The 19,591-nt window shown below is 39.0% G+C and carries 14 protein-coding genes and 1 other annotated feature; of the genes, 8 read left to right on the top strand and 6 right to left on the bottom strand.

All coding sequences use genetic code 11. From position 1 onward, the window contains the following. Positions 1 to 51: 51 nt before the first annotated feature. The gene (locus OU989_RS16615) at positions 52 to 2,205 is read right to left on the bottom strand and encodes a pilus assembly protein PilM (protein ID WP_274794113.1); all 2,154 of its coding nucleotides are present in this window, start codon (positions 2,203 to 2,205) and stop codon (positions 52 to 54) included. 174 nt (positions 2,206 to 2,379) lie between these two features. Here OU989_RS16615 and OU989_RS16610 point away from each other — a divergent pair, with 174 nt between their 5' ends. Both OU989_RS16610 and ccpA read left to right on the top strand, forming a co-directional pair. Further along, entirely contained in the window at positions 2,380 to 3,465 is a 1,086-nt protein-coding gene (locus tag OU989_RS16610; protein ID WP_274794112.1) for a bifunctional 3-deoxy-7-phosphoheptulonate synthase/chorismate mutase, read from the top strand. Positions 3,466 to 3,638: 173 nt separating this feature from the next. Continuing rightward, on the top strand, positions 3,639 to 4,643 hold the full coding sequence (gene ccpA / locus OU989_RS16605) for a catabolite control protein A (protein ID WP_274794111.1): 1,005 nt from the start codon (positions 3,639 to 3,641) through the stop codon (positions 4,641 to 4,643). 137 nt (positions 4,644 to 4,780) lie between these two features. Here the strand turns inward: ccpA and OU989_RS16600 are convergent, their stop codons facing one another. The 3 genes from OU989_RS16600 to OU989_RS16590 are packed head-to-tail and all read right to left on the bottom strand — an operon-like array spanning position 4,781 to position 7,245. Beyond that, the gene (locus tag OU989_RS16600) at positions 4,781 to 5,941 is read right to left on the bottom strand and encodes an acetoin utilization protein AcuC (RefSeq protein ID WP_274794110.1); all 1,161 of its coding nucleotides are present in this window, start codon (positions 5,939 to 5,941) and stop codon (positions 4,781 to 4,783) included. Continuing rightward, complete coding sequence (locus OU989_RS16595) at positions 5,941 to 6,588, bottom strand: acetoin utilization AcuB family protein (RefSeq protein ID WP_274794109.1); 648 nt, start codon at positions 6,586 to 6,588, stop codon at positions 5,941 to 5,943. Before OU989_RS16595 ends, OU989_RS16600 begins: the two co-directional genes overlap by 1 nt. A 24-nt stretch (positions 6,589 to 6,612) precedes the next feature. Next, positions 6,613 to 7,245: a GNAT family N-acetyltransferase gene (locus tag OU989_RS16590; protein WP_274794108.1), complete on the bottom strand. Its 633-nt coding sequence runs from the start codon at positions 7,243 to 7,245 to the stop codon at positions 6,613 to 6,615. 323 nt (positions 7,246 to 7,568) lie between these two features. Here OU989_RS16590 and acsA point away from each other — a divergent pair, with 323 nt between their 5' ends. The 5 genes from acsA (at position 7,569) to OU989_RS16565 (ending at position 13,793) form a co-directional block, all read left to right on the top strand. Next, positions 7,569 to 9,296, top strand: coding sequence for an acetate--CoA ligase (gene acsA / locus OU989_RS16585; RefSeq protein ID WP_404809699.1), 1,728 nt, complete (start codon positions 7,569 to 7,571; stop codon positions 9,294 to 9,296). A gap of 238 nt (positions 9,297 to 9,534) precedes the next feature. Next, a complete protein-coding gene (argC, locus tag OU989_RS16580; protein WP_274794107.1) occupies positions 9,535 to 10,569 on the top strand; it encodes an N-acetyl-gamma-glutamyl-phosphate reductase in 1,035 nt (344 codons plus the stop codon). 39 nt (positions 10,570 to 10,608) lie between these two features. Next, positions 10,609 to 11,841 (top strand): bifunctional glutamate N-acetyltransferase/amino-acid acetyltransferase ArgJ, encoded by a 1,233-nt coding sequence (gene argJ / locus OU989_RS16575; RefSeq protein ID WP_274794106.1) that lies wholly within the window; start codon positions 10,609 to 10,611, stop codon positions 11,839 to 11,841. Then, positions 11,804 to 12,589 carry an acetylglutamate kinase gene (argB, locus tag OU989_RS16570; RefSeq protein WP_274794105.1) on the top strand — a complete coding sequence of 262 codons (786 nt, stop codon included), beginning with the start codon at positions 11,804 to 11,806 and terminating at the stop codon, positions 12,587 to 12,589. Before argJ ends, argB begins: the two co-directional genes overlap by 38 nt. Positions 12,590 to 12,662: 73 nt before the next feature. Continuing rightward, the gene (locus tag OU989_RS16565; protein ID WP_274794104.1) at positions 12,663 to 13,793 is read left to right on the top strand and encodes an acetylornithine transaminase; all 1,131 of its coding nucleotides are present in this window, start codon (positions 12,663 to 12,665) and stop codon (positions 13,791 to 13,793) included. Between the two features lie 47 nt (positions 13,794 to 13,840). Here the strand turns inward: OU989_RS16565 and OU989_RS16560 are convergent, their stop codons facing one another. Both OU989_RS16560 and OU989_RS16555 read right to left on the bottom strand, forming a co-directional pair. Then, positions 13,841 to 14,722 carry an NAD-dependent epimerase/dehydratase family protein gene (locus OU989_RS16560; protein ID WP_274794103.1) on the bottom strand — a complete coding sequence of 294 codons (882 nt, stop codon included), beginning with the start codon at positions 14,720 to 14,722 and terminating at the stop codon, positions 13,841 to 13,843. A 153-nt stretch (positions 14,723 to 14,875) separates the two neighbouring features. Further along, positions 14,876 to 17,917: a transglycosylase domain-containing protein gene (locus OU989_RS16555; protein ID WP_274794102.1), complete on the bottom strand. Its 3,042-nt coding sequence runs from the start codon at positions 17,915 to 17,917 to the stop codon at positions 14,876 to 14,878. 102 nt (positions 17,918 to 18,019) lie between these two features. Continuing rightward, positions 18,020 to 18,228: a binding site (T-box leader), on the top strand. Positions 18,229 to 18,312: 84 nt separating this feature from the next. Here OU989_RS16555 and tyrS point away from each other — a divergent pair. Beyond that, positions 18,313 to 19,581 carry a tyrosine--tRNA ligase gene (gene tyrS / locus OU989_RS16550; RefSeq protein ID WP_274794101.1) on the top strand — a complete coding sequence of 423 codons (1,269 nt, stop codon included), beginning with the start codon at positions 18,313 to 18,315 and terminating at the stop codon, positions 19,579 to 19,581. The last annotated feature ends 10 nt before the right edge of the window (positions 19,582 to 19,591 follow it).

Genomic DNA, 19,591 nt, shown 5'->3' with positions numbered 1-19,591 from the left:
TGCATAGTTAAAAGGGATACGTTACATATAATAGTGTAACGTATCACTTTTTTATGTGATGGGTGAGGCTTCTAATAAAATTTCTAATTGATCGCCACCGAATATTTCTGTATCAAAGCTCGCTGGTTGACCATTTCGTAAAATCGTGAAATTTCCCTTAAAGGTATTTGGTAGCTGCCAATTGGAGAAGCGGAAGACATCTTGATAAATCCAATGACTACGATCCTTTTCTTTAAAAACAATAGTAGCTCCATTCGGCACGGTAGACAGTGGCGATACGACATTTTGATTGACTAGTGCTTCATGTACTGTTTTAGTAAGCTCTAACACTTCCTGTTGGAAATGAATAATAATTTTATCCTCTAGCAAAAGATTCATTTGGTCTGCTATACGTTGAACAGTTGGTAAAGCTGGTTGTTGAAAGCTTATTATATCACCATCTTGAACAGCATAGCTCAATTTAGCTAATTTGCCATTAATCATAAGCTGTGAGGAGAATTCCGGTAAATATAAAGGCTGACCGTTAACTTGAATTGTGTAGGATTCAAATTGCTTTAAAAAGTCTTGATTATTTGTGATTTTAAATACATCTTCAATTGTCTCAGCTATGTCAAAAGACACTATATCACGATCGTTTAATTGAGTATCAAGTGATGCAGGTGAATTATTGAGGGTCATTTTGGGCTCAATCACATACTTAGTATTTTGGATAGTAATTGTCTTTATCGCTGCATCATCAATAAGCTCCCTCACTGTTGCAGTAGCTGGAAGCCCATCTTTCCCTTCGATTAGTTGAATGGCATCGCCTGTTTTAATCAATGTTTTTGTAGATGCCTGTTGTCCGTTCACAAGTATTTCTGCTGGTTGACCATGACCACCTGGAATGAAAATGTCCTGTCCATTGACGCTAACAGATAACCCATGACCTGGCTTTCCGTACAATTGTTTTGCACGAATATTCGCTGCTAAAAAAGCATCTGCCACAGTCATTTCCTTTAATTCAAAAAGACGAACTACTTGATTATTGACGGTTAGGCTCATGTATTGAATAGGCATTTTTTTAGCAGCAATTGCAATCCCTATTGGTGTAACTAACTCTGGTGAGGCTTTAATATGTTCTTCCTTAGATAGGTTTTGGATGGCATCAATACCTCGAACAGCTATTCGATTTGCTGGTAGGTCAAGTACATGGCCAAGTTCAGTTGTTAGGTTCGGTGTTAAGCTACCACCACCAACTAACATTACAGCTTTTGGAGCAACACGGTTATTAAGGCGTAAAATTTCTTCGCCGATGGACTTAGCTAGCTGCTTCACTGCTGGTTCAATAGCTAATAATACCTCTTCCTTTGGATAAGATTGATCAAAGCCTAGAATATCTTGAATCAATATCTCGTCCGCTGTTTGGAGCTGGCGTTTAGCCTGTTCGGCAATAGGAAAGTCTAGTAAGTAATGGTCGCTTAAAGCTTCTGTTATTTCATCGCCAGCTGTTGGGACCATACCATAGGCGACAACTGTACTTTTATCTGTAATTGCTATATCAGATGTTCCAGCCCCTATATCAACAAGTGCTACGTTTAAGCGTCTCATCGTTGGCGGTATGAGCACATTAATGGCAGCAATAGGTTCTAGTGTTAATGCTTCCATCTCTAAATTAGCCCGTTTAAGAGCTGCAATAAGTGACTCCACTACAACCCGAGGTAAGAAAGTGGCAATCACTTCAATTTGCGCCTCATCACCTTGTTGATCAAGTAGGCTTCCTATTTCCTCGCCATCCAAACGATAATAAAGAACAGAATAGCCTACACAATAATAGTGGCTAATTTTTGTATCCTCTTTCTGTTGCAAAAGTTGTTGCTGCGCTTGTTGGACAGCCTGAAGTTCTAGGCGACTAATATCTTCTTCAGTAAAAATAGGCCGATTACGTATATTGATGGTCACGCTAGCTTGCTCAGTTTTTAAAGATCGACCTGCTGCAGCAACACTTACCTTTGTGAGTGGACCGTGTTTCTCTTGAAGTTCGCTTTTTATTTCATTAATTAAATCTGCCACATACATGACATTATGTATTTGACCATCTACCATGGCACGTTCTTTATGCTCTTTCACTAAAATATCTTCCACATGAAAATGGTCATTTTCTTCTTGTAGGATGATCCCGACCACTGAGCGTGTACCAATATCAAGTGCAAATAATTTAGAACTCAATGTAATCGCTTCCTTTCGCGTCATACTTGAAAAATAATTTAGCGAGTTGAAGCGCTAAATTAAAAATGCGTGACATTCTGAACAACATTGATTATAATAATGCTATTATCTAAAAATGTAACATACATTTCAGAGTTCTGGAAGTGTCTGTCATGAGGAGAGGAGCAAGAAAGCATGAGCCAAAAAGATTTAGAAAGCTTACGAAGTCAAATTGACGGATTAAACTTAGAAATTCTTCGTCTAATTAACGAACGTGCAGCTGTAGTTGATGAAATCGGTAAAATTAAAGAAAAGCAAGGTGTGAATCGCTATGATCCATTACGTGAAAGACACATGCTTGATCTTATTAAAGAACACAATCAAGGTCCGTTAAACCAAATGACGGTTGACTATATATTTAAGCAAATCTTTAAAACAGCTTTAAAACAATTAGAAGCTGATAAGAAGAAAGAGCTACTTGTATCTCGTAAAAAGAAATCAGAAGATACAGTTATTAATATCAATGGTGAATTAATTGGACAAGGGAAACCATCTTTCGTATTTGGTCCTTGTGCAGTTGAGTCATATGAGCAAGTAGCAGCTGTTGCAGCTTCTATTAAAGCAAAAGGAGAAAAGTTAATTCGTGGTGGTGCTTATAAACCACGTACTTCTCCATATGACTTCCAAGGACTTGGATTAGAAGGACTTAAAATTTTAAAACGTGTATCTGAGGAATTTGGTTTAGGTGTTATTACAGAAATAGTAACACCAGGTCATTTAGAGGAAGCACTAGATTATATCGATGTTATCCAAATCGGTGCACGTAATATGCAAAACTTTGAATTATTAAAAGCAGCAGGGGCGACAAATAAGCCTGTCCTATTAAAACGAGGCTTAGCTGCCACAATTGATGAATTTATACATGCAGCGGAGTACATCATGTCAAAAGGAAATGAAAACATTATTCTTTGTGAACGTGGTATTCGTACTTATGAAAAAGCAACGCGTAATACACTAGATATTTCAGCCGTGCCAATCTTAAAACAAGAAACGCATTTACCAGTATTCGTAGATGTTACACACTCAACAGGTCGTCGTGATTTATTATTACCATGTGCAAAAGCAGCTATCGCGATTGGCGCTGATGGTGTTATGGCAGAAGTGCATCCAGATCCATCTGTTGCATTGTCTGATTCACAGCAACAAATGGACATTCCAACATTTGACGCATTCTATGAAACACTTCAAAAATTCATGAAAAATCATGAAATCCATGCTTAATTGTTAACGGTGAACACCGCTTGCTTATTTTAGCAGGCGGTGTTTGTTATATCGTGACAAATTAATGTCTAGAATAGGACTATTAGTACTTGGTTTTTACGTAGTTCTTCTTGAAAATAATATGAAAATTATCGTATGATAAGGCTATAATAGGAAAAAGGGAGGCACGTACGATGACTGTTACAATTTATGATGTTGCAAGAGAAGCAAATGTTTCTATGGCAACGGTCTCTCGTGTAGTCAATGGCAATCAAAACGTAAAACCGGCAACACGAAAAAAAGTATTAGAAGTAATTGAACGATTAGAATACCGTCCGAATGCAGTAGCACGAGGACTAGCAAGTAAGAAAACAACAACAGTTGGCGTGATTATCCCAGATATTGCAAACAATGTTTACGCCGAGCTGGCTCGTGGTGTAGAGGATATTGCCACGATGTATCGATATAATATTATTTTAGCCAACTCGGATCAACATGAAGATAAAGAGCTACAGCTTCTGGATACTATGCTTGGGAAACAGGTAGATGGTATTGTGATGATGAGTGATGAGGTCACAGAGAAAATGCAACAAACGATGGATCATTCTCCAGTACCAATTGTTTTAGCAGGGTCAGTGGATGAATCACAAACAATCGCAACGGTGAATATTGACTACTTCCAAGCTGCATATGAAGCGATTTCTCTACTTATTCAAAATGGACATACACGTATTGGTTTCGTGACAGGACCACTCTCTTATACAATTAACGGAAAATTCAAGCTAGCAGCTTATAAGAAAGCATTAGAGGATGCTGGCTTACCAATAGATGAGGCATTAATTGCCGCAGAAGAGTCTAGTTATGACATGGGCTTAGAAGCTTGGGACATCCTATCTGGACTCGAACATCCGCCAACTGCTTATTTTGCAGGCAGTGATGAGCTAGCAATCGGCTTAATTCATGGCGCGCAAGATGCTGGTAAAATTGTTCCAGAAGATATAGAAGTGATTAGTTTTGAGAACTCGAAACTAGCTCGAATGGTTCGTCCACAGTTAACAAGTGTCGCGCTGCCACTTTACGATATTGGAGCTGTTGCCATGCGTTTGCTTACTAAATTGATGAGCAAGGAGACTGTCGAGGATGAGGCAGTCATTTTACCGCATCGTATTGAGCATCGTCAATCTGTCAAAAGCAAATAGAATGAGAACACGTAAATCCTACAAGGTTTGCGTGTTTTTTTATGATAGAAAGAACAATGAAAATGTCGAAACTACGCATTAAACAAAACTAATGAACTAAGATAAAAAAGCCTCACGCTTATCGTGAGGCAATAATGTTAATCTCGTTTTTCATTTCGAATAATATGTAGCGCCTTGGCTAACATTTGAGCATTCTTTTCTTCTATTTCAGCTTTTCGAGGGATGGGCTCATATAAAGGAATTGGGTCCTCCCACGTTGGAATAAAAGGTACGGGTGCTTCAGGCTGCCAGCGATCAAGCCATGCTTGTGGGAGCGGCCCCGTTGGACATTTTTGGTCAGTCATTTCCAACCATAGCATCGACCAAGCTCGAGGTACTACTCTCCAAATATCATAGCCACCGCCACCAACAGCAATCCATTTTCCATCACAATATTCATGTGCTAATTGATGAGCAAGCTTTGGGATTTCACGATAAATATTCATCGTTCCATGTAAATGGGTTAAGGGATCAAAGTAATGGGCATCAGCACCATTTTGGGTTAAGACAACATCAGGCTTAAAAAATTCAAAGATCTCTCGCATCGATTGTTCATATATATCTAAGAAACTTTCATCCTCTGTAAAAGCATCCATGGGAAAATTAAACGAGGTCCCGTAACCCTGACCATTGCCACGCTCGGTGATGTTTCCTGTTCCAGGGAAAAGGTATCGACCCGTTTCGTGAATAGACAAAGTACAAACATTGGGATCCTCATAAAAACTCCATTGAACACCATCTCCATGATGAGCATCTGTGTCTACATAAAGTACACGTGCATTATACTTTTCCTGCAAATAGCGAATTGCTACCGTGCTATCGTTGTAAATACAAAATCCGGAAGCTCGACCACGAAAGCCATGATGTAAACCTCCACCAAGGTTGAGGGCATGGCCAGCTTTCCCTTCCATTACATAATCAACTGCTGTTAACGTTCCACCAACGAGCTGCGCACTGGCTTCATGCATATTTTCAAAAATGGGTGTATCTTCCGTGCCGATACCATAGCTTTCACATTGAGCTTCCGATAATTCACCATGTCCTGCTTTTTTTACAATGTCTATATATTTTGGATCATGTGCTAGCAATAACTCTTCATCTGTTGCAACACGAGCAGGTACAATATCTAGATCATCGAGAGCATGTATATTTTTTAATAAATCCATTGTTAGCGTCAAACGTTTATGATTAAAAGGGTGGGTATCTGAAAATTTATATCCGAGTTGTTCTGGCGAGTAAACGAATACAGCCTTTTTCATTATAATGAAACACCTGGTAAATTAGGCCAAAGTACATCAAAGCCTTCTTTACGAAGTTCTTCAATCATAGCTAAAGGATTCAGTGTTTTTACTCGGACACTTAAAATTTTATTTTGTGTATTTTCAGAGTCAGGATAAACTAAGACGCTTTGGACATTGGCATGGTGTCGATGAAATATCTTTGTAATTTCAAATAAAACCCCTGGTGTATCGGATACCCGAATCTCAATTTTTGAGCCGGGCTCCGTAGCACCAGTTAGCTCTATATATGTATAGAGTAAATCGGTTGTCGTCACAATCCCTACTAATTTTCCCCCAGTAACAATAGGTAAACAACCTATTTTGGATTCATAAAATGTAAGGGCAACCTCTTCGACAAAATCTAGTGGATGACCAATAAGTGGGTCCTTCACCATAATGTCCTCTACTTTTGCCTTAAAAACAGGAGAGTTAGGCTCATCCTGTAAAGATGATGGCAAGACTTCTTTAATATCTCGTTCCGTAATCACACCTAATACGTGACGTTCCTCATCTACAACTGGTAAATGACGAACTTTTTTTTCACGCATTAGCTTTAATGCTTCTTGTACAGTATTGGTAGGAGCTAATGTGTAAGGCTCATCATTCATAATCTCTTCTACGATCATATACGCATCCCCTTTGTGTTGGTTTTAATACATGAAACGATTTTTAAAACGAAGCCTATCAAATCTTTCCATTGTCTCAGGAGGCACTCGTTTCCCTTCACGTGCCATAAGGCAATTGGCTGGATGTGATGTAATTTCGGGATCATCCGTGGCAAAATATTCGAAGCCGACAGAGCTCATCATTTTCTCCATCATTTTGCGGTAGTCCCAAACATTTAAACCAGTTCCTTTTAAGTCCCAATGCCAATAATACTCGGTAGTAATCACAAGATAGTCTTCCATTTCATCTCCCATAAATGAAACGGCTAGCAAAGCCTTCCCTGCACCAGTACCCCGATAGTCTGGAATGACTTCAATGGCGCCTAATTCAATCATGTCTTCAATTCGATCTTCTGCCCATCGTTCAAGTGGATCAGGATAAAGATAGGTAACATAGCCTACGATAATATCTTCGTTTCGAATAATAATAATTCGGCCCTCTGGAAGTCCTGCAATCTCTATAATGGCTTGTTGCTGCTGTTTTGGAGGTCTGAAGGCAACCAAGCCTTCATGGAATGAATATGTAGCTAATTTTTCTGGAGGTACAGGTCCTTCCACATACACCGTACCATGCTTTGTTTCCTTTGTGACAGAAAAAAAAGTTTTTTTATGTTCCATAATTACACCACCTGAGTTTAATAATTCCATTATAGCTGATTTCTTGCGGAAAAACGCTTATTTTTGCAAAATATACCTGTATTTTTGGAAAAGTGAAAATATTAAGACAATCTATTGAAATTCGTGTAAAATAGAATTATATTGCTTCTGTTATTTAACAGATAAAAGTAGTGTGATTAGGGATTTTATCATTATTATGACGTTAATCTGTTATATAACAATAGCTGCATATTCATTTTGCTTTTGTTATAATTTTTTATATTTCAACAGGGGGATTGTTGGAAATATAGTCAAAAGCAAAAGCAAAGAAAGGGGTAGTTTTCATGGGGATGAAAATGAAGGAGAAGTTAAGGGCTTTACCTGGTCAGCATTATTTAATGAATTATGAGGAAGTGGCAAAATCACACAACTGGGCTAACACCGAAAAAGCATTTAACTGGTTCGAAACAGGATTAGTAAATATGGCGTATGAGGCTATAGATCGCCATACAGAAACACATCGTAAAAATAAGGTAGCGCTTTATTTTAATGATGGTAAACGAAAAGAAGCATATTCTTTTAATGAAATGAAAAGGTTAACAAACAAGGCAGCAAATGTTTTTAAAACAGCTACTAATTTGCAAAAAGGTGATCGCTTATTTATTTTTATGCCACGTTCACCTGAGCTTTACTTTTCAATATTAGGTGCGCTGAAAATGGGTGTTATTGTAGGCCCTTTGTTTGAAGCTTTTATGGAAGGTGCTGTATATGATCGGCTAGCAGATAGTGAGGCGAAAGTATTAGTCACTACACCAGCATTACTTGAACGTGTACCTTTAGACAAATTACCTAAATTGGAGCATGTCTTTTTAGTCGGTGAGGAAATAGAGGAATCAGCTCAAATTCTTGACTTTAATAAACATTTAAAAGAAGCTTCGGCCATTTTTGATATCGTATGGGTTGACAGAGAAGATGGGATGATTCTTCACTATACCTCTGGCTCAACTGGCGCACCAAAGGGTGTATTGCATGTCCATAATGCTATGATTCAACAATTTCAATCAACACAATGGGTACTAGATTTACGTGAAGATGATATTTATTGGTGTACAGCTGATCCTGGATGGGTGACAGGGACAGCCTATGGTATTTTTGGTCCTTGGTTAAACGGTGTCACGATGCTAATTGTAGGTGGAAGATTTTCTCCACAGGCATGGTATCAAGCCATTGAGGATTATAGTGTAACAGTATGGTATAGTGCACCAACTGCATTTCGTATGCTGATGGGTGCAGGTAGTGGCTTGCTTGAAAGGTATGATCTTACTTCTTTACGCCATGTATTATCAGTTGGGGAACCATTGAATCCCGAAGTTATTCGTTGGGGAATGGAGGAATTAGGACATCGTATACATGACACATGGTGGATGACAGAGACAGGAGCTCATATGATTTGCAACTATCCTTCGATGGATATTAAGCCAGGTTCAATGGGAAAACCTCTTCCTGGTATTCATGCAACGATTGTCGATGACGCTGGCAATGAAGTACCACCTTTTACAATGGGAAATCTAGCTATTCGACGGGGATGGCCAGCCATGATGCGCCAAATTTGGGGTAATCCAGAACGCTATGAATCTTATTTCTTAAAAGGAGAATGGTATGTATCTGGAGATTCTGCATTTATGGATGATGATGGTTACTTCTGGTTCCAAGGTCGAGTGGATGATGTTATCATGACTGCTGGAGAGCGTGTTGGGCCATTTGAAGTAGAAAGCAAACTACTTGAGCATCCAGATATCATCGAAGCAGGTGTGATCGGGAAACCTGATCCAGTACGTGGAGAAATCATTAAGGCCTTTGTATCCTTACGAGAAGGAGTAGAGCCTTCTACTGCAATGATTGAAGATATTCGTGAATTTGTGAAGAAAGGTTTGTCGACTCATGCAGCCCCACGAGAAATCGAATTTAAGGATAAATTGCCTAAAACACGTAGTGGGAAAATTATGCGTCGTGTGTTAAAAGCGTGGGAGTTAAATTTGCCAACTGGTGACTTATCGACAATGGAAGACTAATGAAGTGTCCTAAGACAATAATTGATATTTATACAGTATTTGCATAAAAGGAAGGCAAGAATTCATTTAATGGACGAAAGGATTCTTGCCTTCTTTTTTATGAATTGACAATGCTACAAAAGCTTTAGAAAATTGAAATATCCTAAGAAGAAAAAAACATCTAAATAAATAAAAATTCAGTTGACTTAATATTTATGCAATCGTATACTATTTTTAACTTATTTCAGAGGTGAGTGCATTGAAAGTAGGTATTGTGGGAGCAACTGGATATGGTGGGTTAGAGCTTATTCGGTTTTTACATAATCATCCAGCTGTTGATCGAATTGAATTATTTACTTCTTCGGAAGAGGGAGTTCTTTTTTCTTCAAAATTTGGTCATCTTGTTACGATAGTCGATACACCGTTAAAAAAAATAGCTTATGACGCGTTAGAAAAATTTGATGTTGTCTTTACTAGTACACCCTCAGGCGTGACAAGTGAGCTTTTACCGCCTTTGGTTGGCAAAGGACCAAAATTAATAGATTTGTCTGGCGATTTCAGATTAAAAGATTTAGCAAGTTATGAAGCATGGTATGGCAAAAAGGCTGCGCCAGCTAATAGTGTTCAGCAAAGTGTATATGGTTTAACCGAATGGAATACAGAACGTATACGGCAAGCAACACTTATTGCTAATCCGGGTTGTTACCCTACAGCCGTATTACTATCTTTACTGCCACTCATCAAAGAGCGATTAATTGATCCAAGCTTTTTAGTCATTGATGCTAAGAGTGGAATTTCAGGAGCCGGTAATAAGCCGTCACAAACGACCCATTTCAGTGAGGCGAATGAGAACCTTTCTATTTACAAAGTTAATACACATCAGCATATACCCGAAATAGAACAGGCACTTTCCATGTTTGCTCATGTCGATACGACCATTACTTTTAATACACATTTAATTCCAATGACACGAGGAATTTTGGCAACATCCTATGCTTCTGTTATGCCTGGTATTACGGAGGCCCAGCTAATTACTTGTTTAAAGACAGCCTATGAAAAACATCCATTTGTACGAATTGTGACTGATGCTAATAGTTTAGGAACAAATCGCGTAAAGGGATCGAACTATTGCGATATTTTAGTAAATGTAGATGCTCGTACAAATCGGGCAACCATCGTCAGTGTCATCGATAATCTTGTCAAAGGAGCAGCAGGGCAAGCAATCCAAAATATGAATGTACAATTTGATTTACCGCAAACGACAGGATTAGATGTCGTACCGTTCTTTATTTAATAGCAAGGAAGAATCTTAATTTCTAAGGAGGAATGAAGGATGACAGTTACTACTTCAACGACTGTAATGAAAAAATTATCCAGTAAAAATATTGTTTCACCAAAAGGCTTTAAAGCGGCGGGACTACACTGTGGTTTGAAGCATAAGAAAAAGGATGTAGCGCTGTTAGTAAGTGAAGTACCAGCAAGTGTAGCAGGTGTTTTTACCACAAATGCTGTTCAAGCAGCACCATTAAAAGTGACAAAGGAAGTTGTTTATACAACGAAGAAAATGCAAGCGATGATTGTTAATTCTGGTAACGCAAATGCTTGTACTGGAAAACAAGGTATAAAGGATGCTCAAACGATGCAAGCGCTAGCTGCAGAAAAATTAGGGATTTCATCGAACTTGGTAGGAGTTTGCTCTACAGGTGTTATTGGTGAAATGCTGAAACTGGAGCCTGTAGCTAACGGCATCCAACAATTAGAGCCAAAGGACAATTTAGAAAGTGCCATTGACTTTGCTCAGGCTATTTTGACGACAGATACTGTTATGAAAAATACGTGCTATAGCACCATTGTAGATGGTAAGGAGGTCATTATTGCTGGTGTTGCAAAGGGTTCAGGTATGATTGAACCAAATATGGCAACAATGCTAGGTTTTATTACAACAGATGCCAATATTGAATCTGAAGTATTACAAGCAGCTTTATCAACTATTACTAATTTAACATTTAACGCCATTACAGTTGATGGGGATACATCAACCAACGACACAGTGGTTGTATTAGCTAATGGCTTAGCAGAAAATAATCCTCTATCACCAGAGCATCCAGATTGGCAAAACTTCTATTACACATTGAAAACAGTAGCTGAAGATTTGGCAAAAATGATTGCAAAAGATGGAGAGGGAGCTACGAAGCTTATTGAAGTGGAAGTTGTTGGGGCCATTTCAGATGAGGAGGCACGTAAAATTGCTAAAACTGTTGTCGGTTCACCACTTGTGAAAACTGCTGTCTTTGGCTGTGATGCTAACTGGGGACGTATTATTGCTGCGGTTGGTTATAGTGGGGCAACGGTTGACCCAGATAAAATTACTATTCAAATCGGTGGTGCAACAATGGTTGAAAATGGAGAGCCTATTCCTTTTTCTGAAGACGAGCTAATTCAAATATTAAAAATGCATGAAGTAAAAATCTATGTGTCCCTTGGGGTTGGTGACGGCAAGGGGCATGCTTGGGGATGTGACTTAACGTATGACTACGTCCAAATCAATGCATCGTACCGCTCGTAAACGTATGGTGATCAAGCTTGGAGGCAGTACGCTGGAGGGGTTAAATGAAGCTTTCTTTGACAACTTTAAAAAACTTCGAGAAAGCGGAGTAGAGCTTATTATTACCCATGGTGGTGGTCCAGCCATTAACCGAGAACTTACTGCTCAAGGCATATCATCGCATTCATTAAATGGAATACGCGTCACAAATGAGGCTGCAATGAAGGTTGTACAATCAACTCTAATAGGTCAGGTAAATCCAGCCTTAGTTCATGAATTAACAAATGCAGGTATCGCAGCTGTTGGATTAAACGGCTTTGATGGTCAGATAATGGTCGCTGATTTTTTAGATCAAGATGTTTATGGCTATGTTGGAGCAATCAAAACGGTTAATGCAGCCTTACTTGAAACTTTTCTGGATATAGGAATTGTGCCTGTTATTGCTTGTGTAGGAGCTACTGATTCAGGCCAGGCTCTTAATATTAATGGTGATACAGTAGCAAGTGACATAGCGTTAGCAGTAGGAGCAGATAGTTTATTATTAGTAACGGATGTGAGTGGTATTCGTATTCATCATGAATATCAAACAATCGCTACACCTTCTCTCATCGACCAATGGATAGAACAAGGCCATATATATGGTGGGATGATTCCAAAAGTACAAGGAGCTATCGACTGTTTACACGCTGGTATACCATCTGTACAAATAGTGGATGAAGCATTAATCGGTACAACGATTGTCGCTTCAATTAAAATTCAATCTTCCTAGTGTTCTAATAAAATATTACCAGAAGTATAGTTGTTAAAAGAAGACTATTTCAAATGATAGTGGAGATGATAACATGAGTGCTTTATTCGGGAACTACGGTAAACGTCGTGCACAAATTGTCAAAGGACAGGGGACCGTTGTTGAAGATTCTGCAGGCAAACAATATTTAGATTTTACAAGTGGCATTGCTGTAGCAAGTCTTGGTCATGCCCATCCGGCCATTGTGCAGGCATTACAAGAGCAAAGTGAAAAGCTATGGCATATATCGAACCTTTTTGAAATACCTGGACAGGAGAAGGTAGCGCAAAAATTAATCGCCAATACCCACTTCGCTCATGCTTTTTTCTGTAATAGTGGGGCAGAGGCAAATGAAGCGGCCATCAAATTAGCACGGAAACATACAGGAAAACATCATATTGTTACGTTCGAAAAATCCTTCCATGGTCGTACCTTTGGAGCAATGTCTGCAACAGGTCAAGGCAAAATACATAATGGCTTTGGACCACTTGTAGAAAAATTTACGATTTTGCCATTCAATGATGTGGCTGCACTTGAAGCTGCCATTGATGATTCGGTGGCTGCTATTATGCTAGAGATGATTCAAGGAGAGGGCGGTGTCAATTGTGTATCAGCAGAATTCGCTGCAGCTATTGCAAAAGCCTGCGCTGACAAAGGAATACTTCTAATTGTTGATGAAGTACAAACTGGTATTGGGCGAACAGGGACTCGCTATGCCTATGAACAAACTATATTAAAGCCACATATTATGACATTGGCAAAAGGGTTAGGAGGCGGTTTCCCTGTAGGTGCCATGTTAGGGACTACCGAGCTTCATGCTACATTTAGTCCTGGAACACATGGTACAACATTTGGTGGAAACCCTCTTGCAATGAATGTAGCACAGGCTGTTTTAGATCATGTTTTCGAGCCAGTATTTCTTCAGCAGGTACAGGAAGCATCAGCCTATTTTGTGGCACAACTAAAAGCTCATTTACCTTCTAGCTATACAATTCAAGGACAGGGCCTACTATTAGGAATTGGTTGTGGTGACATAGAGGTAGCGTCCTATATTGCAGCAGCAGAGGAGAAGGGGCTTTTGTTAGTCGGAGCGGGACCGAATGTCATTCGTCTCCTACCACCATTAACTGTATCGAAGGAAGAGATTGACAAAGCAGTTGCTATTTTAAAGACCATTTTACATTAATCTAATGACAAAGAATCTGCTAGATGACAGCAGATTCTTTGTATTGTTTATTGGAGCTGTTTTACTAATGTTATCACCAGTTTTGGTAGCCAATCTTCAAGCTGGCTAAATGTAAATCCTGCTGTCTCTGCTTTTGCATTCGACATGTACCAATCGGCGGGTACCCCATATGGTGATCTTGATGTTTCATCACCGCCAACAAGCGATATTTTTGCATGTTTACCACTCACTTCTTCAATAAGCGTTATTAAATCTTTGAGCGATATAGTACCAGATGCTGTCGCATTGTATGGACCTTCAATAGGGGTAACGCCAGCAAAATATAAAAATGCAGCGGCTTCCTCATCAGTAATATAACTCATCTTAGCATCAATGTTCGGTAATGTGATCGGTTGATTCTGTAAAATACGTTCGATATGAAAATGTAGACGGCGCGTATAATCATGTTCACCCATAACAATTGGAAAGCGGACGGCAACAACAGGGAACGAAGCCTCTTTAAATAGAACAGCCTCTGCTTGTCGTTTTCCTTCCCCATAAGAAAATTCCTCTTTGTGTCCCATGCGAATTTGATAATGATATGGATCGAAGTCTTCTTCCTTCTTCATCTTGCCATCTATTTCATAGGTTGAAAGAGTAGATGTAAAGACGAGCTTTTGGGTTTTTCCCTTCAATAAATCGCAAATTACTTGTGCTTCATTAGGAGAATAGCAAATATTATCATAGACAATATCCCACTTTTTATCAGATAAGACTTGTGCTAAAGCTTCCTGATCATTTCGATTTGCTACTAACTGCTTAACATTGGGACCAAAGGGATTACCACTTTGACCGCGTGTTAAAATCGTTACATCATGACCATTTTCAATACAAAGATCCACTAGCTTTTTACCAAAAAAGCGTGTCCCGCCTAAAACTAATATATTCATTTTCTTCCACCCCTTTAAAATAGTAGTCCTCTTTATAATGACAAAAAAACAGACTTACTACAAATCAAAAATGAAGTGTAATAAGTCTGTTTATGTTGAAATAGCTGAACGCTATCAAAAATCCTGTCTCATAATAACAAGACGCCGACTTGATTATCGTTTTGATGTTTCGGTAGGAGTCGTATTGCCACTGTCTCCTCCGTTTGTGCCATCTCCAGGATGACCTGAGCCACCATCGCCACCAGAACCATTGCCGCTATTTGAGCCGTTACCATTGTTGTCAGAACCATCGCCATTAGTTGATCCATTACCATTGTTCCCGGAGCCATTGCCGTTATTTGAACCGTTTCCGTTATTACCCGACCCATTACCGTTGTTGGAGCCATTGCCATTAGTAGGTGGCGTTGTTGGTGGTATTTGCTCTTGATCGTTGTTTTCCTCTGGGTCAGGTTTATCCTCACTACCTCCAGTAGAAACAACATTAGATTGTGGTGATGTTAATCCTGTAATATCTACAGCGACCACCACATAAGCTTGTCCACTAGCAACAGTAATACTTTGCGTTGACTCTAACACAGATGTTACAAGTGTGTTACCACCGTTCGTAACGTTATAGATACGATAACCGACAACATCGTTTGATGACCCTGACCAAGATAAAGTAGAACCATTTACTGAAGCTGATACCGCTGCTGGAGGACTACCATCCGCTGGGAAATCAACTGCTGATACCGATGAATTTGATAATGTTGAATTTTTTGGTAAAAGACTAGCAGGGTTTCCGCCAAGTCTACCTAACATTCGTTTAATAAAGGCTTGATTAATGCCTGCACCACCTGATTTAACAAATTCTGCTGGTGTATTTGGTAGAGCATTATAGGTTTTTCCTTTAATCGTCACAACACTTGAAGAGGCTAAGCTATCATCTGGTTGTGATGGTAAAAATACTTTCGCATTAAATAAATCAGAACGCACAAGACCCGCATTCGCACAAGCCGTAGAAGGAGCCATACCTGAAATACCACAGAATGAAGCAGTGACAACATTTTTAGGTGCCTTAAAGCTTGTAGGAGGATCAATTAACTGAGGATCCGCATCATAAACGGCATTCATTAAAGTTCCCCATAGTTTATTCACACGAACACTTGGTTGTAAATACGTGTTATTAAATACATTAAGTGGACGAGGTTGATCGTATCCCATCCAAACACCTAGAGAAACATTTGGGTTATAACCAACTAACCAAACATCTTTATAATCTTGAGATGTCCCTGTTTTTGCAGCGAAATCAGAAGAAAATTTTAATGTATTACGTGCCATCGTACCAGTTCCTTTAGTTAGGACATCACGCATCATATCTGTCACGATATAAGACGTTTCTGGACTAAATACTTGTACTGGTTCCACCTCATGCTGGTAAATAATATTTCCTTCTTGATCTTCGATTCGATCAATCATATAGGCGTCAACGAATTGACCACCATTTGCAAAAGTTGCAAAAGCATTTGTATTTTCTTCTACAGTAGTCCCTTCACTTAAAGCACCAATACCAGTTGCTAGGTTAGTGAAGTCATCTGGGTGTAATTTTGTGAATCCCATTTTTACTAACAGTTCAGCGGGGCGTCTATTAATAATATCATTATATAAACGTAGCGCTGATATGTTTTGAGAGTCTGCTAAAGCCTCACGTGCAGGAATAAGTCCTCGCTCATCACTCGTAATATAGTTGCTTGGGCTCCATATACCTATAGAGAATTTCACGTCAACTAATGGGCTACCTGCACCGATAACCCCATATTCTATGGCTGGACCATAAACAAGTAATGGTTTCATCGTTGAACCGTTAGAACGATAAGCTTGTGTTGCGTGATTTAGCTGAGTTGTTTTAAAATCTCGACCACCGACAAAGCTTAAAATACGACCTGTTGAGTTTTCTATTAAAATACTTCCAACTTGAACGGGCATCTCAACATCAATTTCTTCACCCGTTACAGGATCTTTCCCTTTACCTGTGTACGTATGGCCATAGTACTGGAAGTCCTTCGCTGCTTTTTGCATCGAATCATACATATCTTTATTAATCGTTGAATAAATACGGTATCCCTTCGAACGAACATCTCGATCGGCTAAAATCATATATTTATCCTTTATTTTTTTCTCTGTCTTTAATCGTTCTGGGTCAACCCCATCTTCTTTTGCTAGTTTTTCAGCAATAATTTCTTTTGCACGAGCTTCAAGTTCATATGTTAGCCATGGATATCGATCCTCGGCACGCATTTCAGGTCCGCGGAAATCTGCAGCGATATCATAGTCTAACGCTTCTTTGTACTGTGCATCGTCAATATAACCAGCTTCTTTCATACGATATAGTACTGTTTTCATACGATCAATACCTGGTTTTAAAGCTTCCTCACTTTTTAGCTCCCCAGTATTCGTAAATGGTGTATAGGCAAATGGGGCCTGTGGAATACCAGCTATGTACGCAGCTTGTGGAAGTGACAATTCTTTCGCTTTTACTCCAAAAATTCCTTCAGCAGCTGTTTCAACACCTGCGATATTTCGTCCTGAAGAGTTACGACCATACGGAATAATATTTAAATAAGCCTCTAATATTTCTTCCTTCGTCATAAAATGTTCTAAGCGCATAGCAAGTAAAATTTCTTTTGCTTTACGTTCATAGGATACTTCATTTGTTAATACTTGGTTTTTTATAAGTTGTTGAGTAAGGGTAGATCCACCAGTTTGTGTTGCAGAGTTAGTGACATCCTGTAATAACCCACGAATAACAGCTTTTGGTACGATGCCGTTATGTTCACGGAAATACTCATCCTCTGTTGCGAGAACAGCGTTAATTACATCTGGGGCAACATTGCTGAGTGAGGTTTCACGTCGATCTAAATCTGTTCGTAATTTCCCGATATAAATATCGTTGGCAAAATAAATTTCACTGGTTTCTTCATAGCTAAAAATCTGATTTCGTAATTCTTCTTTAGAGCGCAATGGCTCTTCTTTTACAAGAGAAGCAAAATAACCAGCTCCTACTGAACCGACAAATACAGTGCCAAGCAATGCAAAGACTAAAAATAGTAAAAATAAGTTCCAGGTAACACTACCTGAAATACGTAATTTCTTCATCCATTTTTGTTCTAGTAATTCATCGATCTTTGCATTGATTTTTTCAATCCAATCTTTCAATGTATCGACCTCCTAAAATCTTGTTTATTATAGCACATATTGTTTTAGAGCGAACATAGTTATTGACAATGAAAAAGATTCGTATAGAATTATATTTATAGTTTTCTAGTGAGGAAGAGTTTGCAGTAGTGTCTATATTCCCTGTTTAGAGAGCCAGTGGTTGGTGAAAACTGGTCATAATGTAGAGACGAATTACGTACTTGGAGCTTAGACGTGCGCGCCTGCGATAAAGGCGATTGAATGAAGTGGAAGGTGGATGACATCTTCAAGCCGGGTGGTACCGCGTTAGTTTGCAACTTAACGTCCCTGCATGCAATTGTTTGCGTGTAGGGACTTTTTTTATCGAATAATGTCCATGCACGTAATGAATTTCAACCATTTTAGGAGGAATCAACATGACAAATGAATTATTACAAGATTTAGAATGGCGTGGTTTACTATACCAACAAACAGATGCTGAAGGCATGGCAAAACTGTTAGATGAACAATCTGTATCTTTATATTGTGGTGTAGATCCAACTGCTGACTCTATGCATATTGGCCATATTGTGCCACTTTTAACACTTCGTCGCTTCCAAAAAGCTGGTCACCGTCCAATTTTACTTGTTGGTGGTGCGACAGGAATGATTGGTGACCCATCTGGCCGTTCAGAAGAGCGTCAATTACAAACAGTTGAGCAAATCGATCAAAATGTCCAAGGGATCAGAAGCCAATTAGAACGTATTTTTGATTTTGCGGAAGATGGCAATGGTGCACAGCTTGTGAACAATCGTGATTGGATTGGCAATATCAACACAATTGAATTTTTACGTGATTACGGAAAATTAATTAACGTGAACTACATGTTAGCGAAAGATACAATTGCTTCTCGTCTTGACACAGGAATTTCTTTCACAGAATTTGCGTATACGTTAATTCAAGGTATTGATTATAACCATTTATACAATCACTACAATTGCCGAATCCAAGTAGGTGGATCTGACCAGTGGGGGAATATTACTACAGGTTTAGAGGTTATTCGTAAAACACATGAGGAAGAAACAAAAGCCTTCGGTATTACGATTCCTTTAGTAACAAAAGCAGATGGTACAAAATTTGGTAAAACAGCAGGTGGTGCTGTATGGTTAGATGCCAAGAAAACATCTCCTTATGAATTCTACCAATTTTGGATCAATGCTGCGGATGCAGATGTGATCAAATACTTAAAAATCTTTACATTCCTATCTCGCGAAGAAATTGAAGCTTTAGCAGTTTCAGTAGAGGAAGAGCCACATTTACGTAAGGCACAAAAAGCACTTGCCGAAGAAATGACTCGTTTAATTCATGGTCAAGAGGCATTGGAACAAGCCATCCGTATTACGGCAGCTTTATTCTCAGGAGATTTAAAAGCACTATCGGCCGATGAAATGAAGGATGCTTTTAAAGATGTTCCTTCTATTGAAATGGCGAAAGAGGACAAAAATATTGTGGACCTTCTTGTAGAGGCAGGTATTTCATCTTCAAAACGTCAAGCACGTGAGGACGTATCGAATGGTGCGATTAGTGTGAATGGTGAAAAAGTGACTGATTTAGAGTACGTTTTTGAGGCGAAGGATCGTCTAGAGGATGCATTCAGTATTGTCCGTCGTGGTAAGAAAAAATATCATATGGTGAAATTCGTATAATTTTATTGTC

Source organism: Lysinibacillus irui (assembly GCF_028877475.1).
Taxonomy (GTDB): Bacteria; Bacillota; Bacilli; order Bacillales_A; family Planococcaceae; genus Lysinibacillus; species Lysinibacillus irui.
The sequence above is the reverse complement of the archived record's forward strand: the minus strand, read 5'-3'. Positions and strand labels throughout refer to the sequence as shown.

Coding starts and splice junctions, on each gene's coding strand:
- OU989_RS16610 (WP_274794112.1), top strand. CDS start 2,380: ATGAGCCAAAAAGATTTAGAAAGCTTACGAAGTCAAATTGACGGATTA.
- ccpA (WP_274794111.1), top strand. CDS start 3,639: ATGACTGTTACAATTTATGATGTTGCAAGAGAAGCAAATGTTTCTATG.
- OU989_RS16600 (WP_274794110.1), bottom strand. CDS start 5,941: ATGAAAAAGGCTGTATTCGTTTACTCGCCAGAACAACTCGGATATAAA.
- OU989_RS16595 (WP_274794109.1), bottom strand. CDS start 6,588: ATGATCGTAGAAGAGATTATGAATGATGAGCCTTACACATTAGCTCCT.
- OU989_RS16590 (WP_274794108.1), bottom strand. CDS start 7,245: ATGGAACATAAAAAAACTTTTTTTTCTGTCACAAAGGAAACAAAGCAT.
- acsA (WP_404809699.1), top strand. CDS start 7,569: ATGGGGATGAAAATGAAGGAGAAGTTAAGGGCTTTACCTGGTCAGCAT.
- argJ (WP_274794106.1), top strand. CDS start 10,609: ATGACAGTTACTACTTCAACGACTGTAATGAAAAAATTATCCAGTAAA.
- argB (WP_274794105.1), top strand. CDS start 11,804: ATGACTACGTCCAAATCAATGCATCGTACCGCTCGTAAACGTATGGTG.
- OU989_RS16565 (WP_274794104.1), top strand. CDS start 12,663: ATGAGTGCTTTATTCGGGAACTACGGTAAACGTCGTGCACAAATTGTC.
- OU989_RS16560 (WP_274794103.1), bottom strand. CDS start 14,722: ATGAATATATTAGTTTTAGGCGGGACACGCTTTTTTGGTAAAAAGCTA.
- tyrS (WP_274794101.1), top strand. CDS start 18,313: ATGACAAATGAATTATTACAAGATTTAGAATGGCGTGGTTTACTATAC.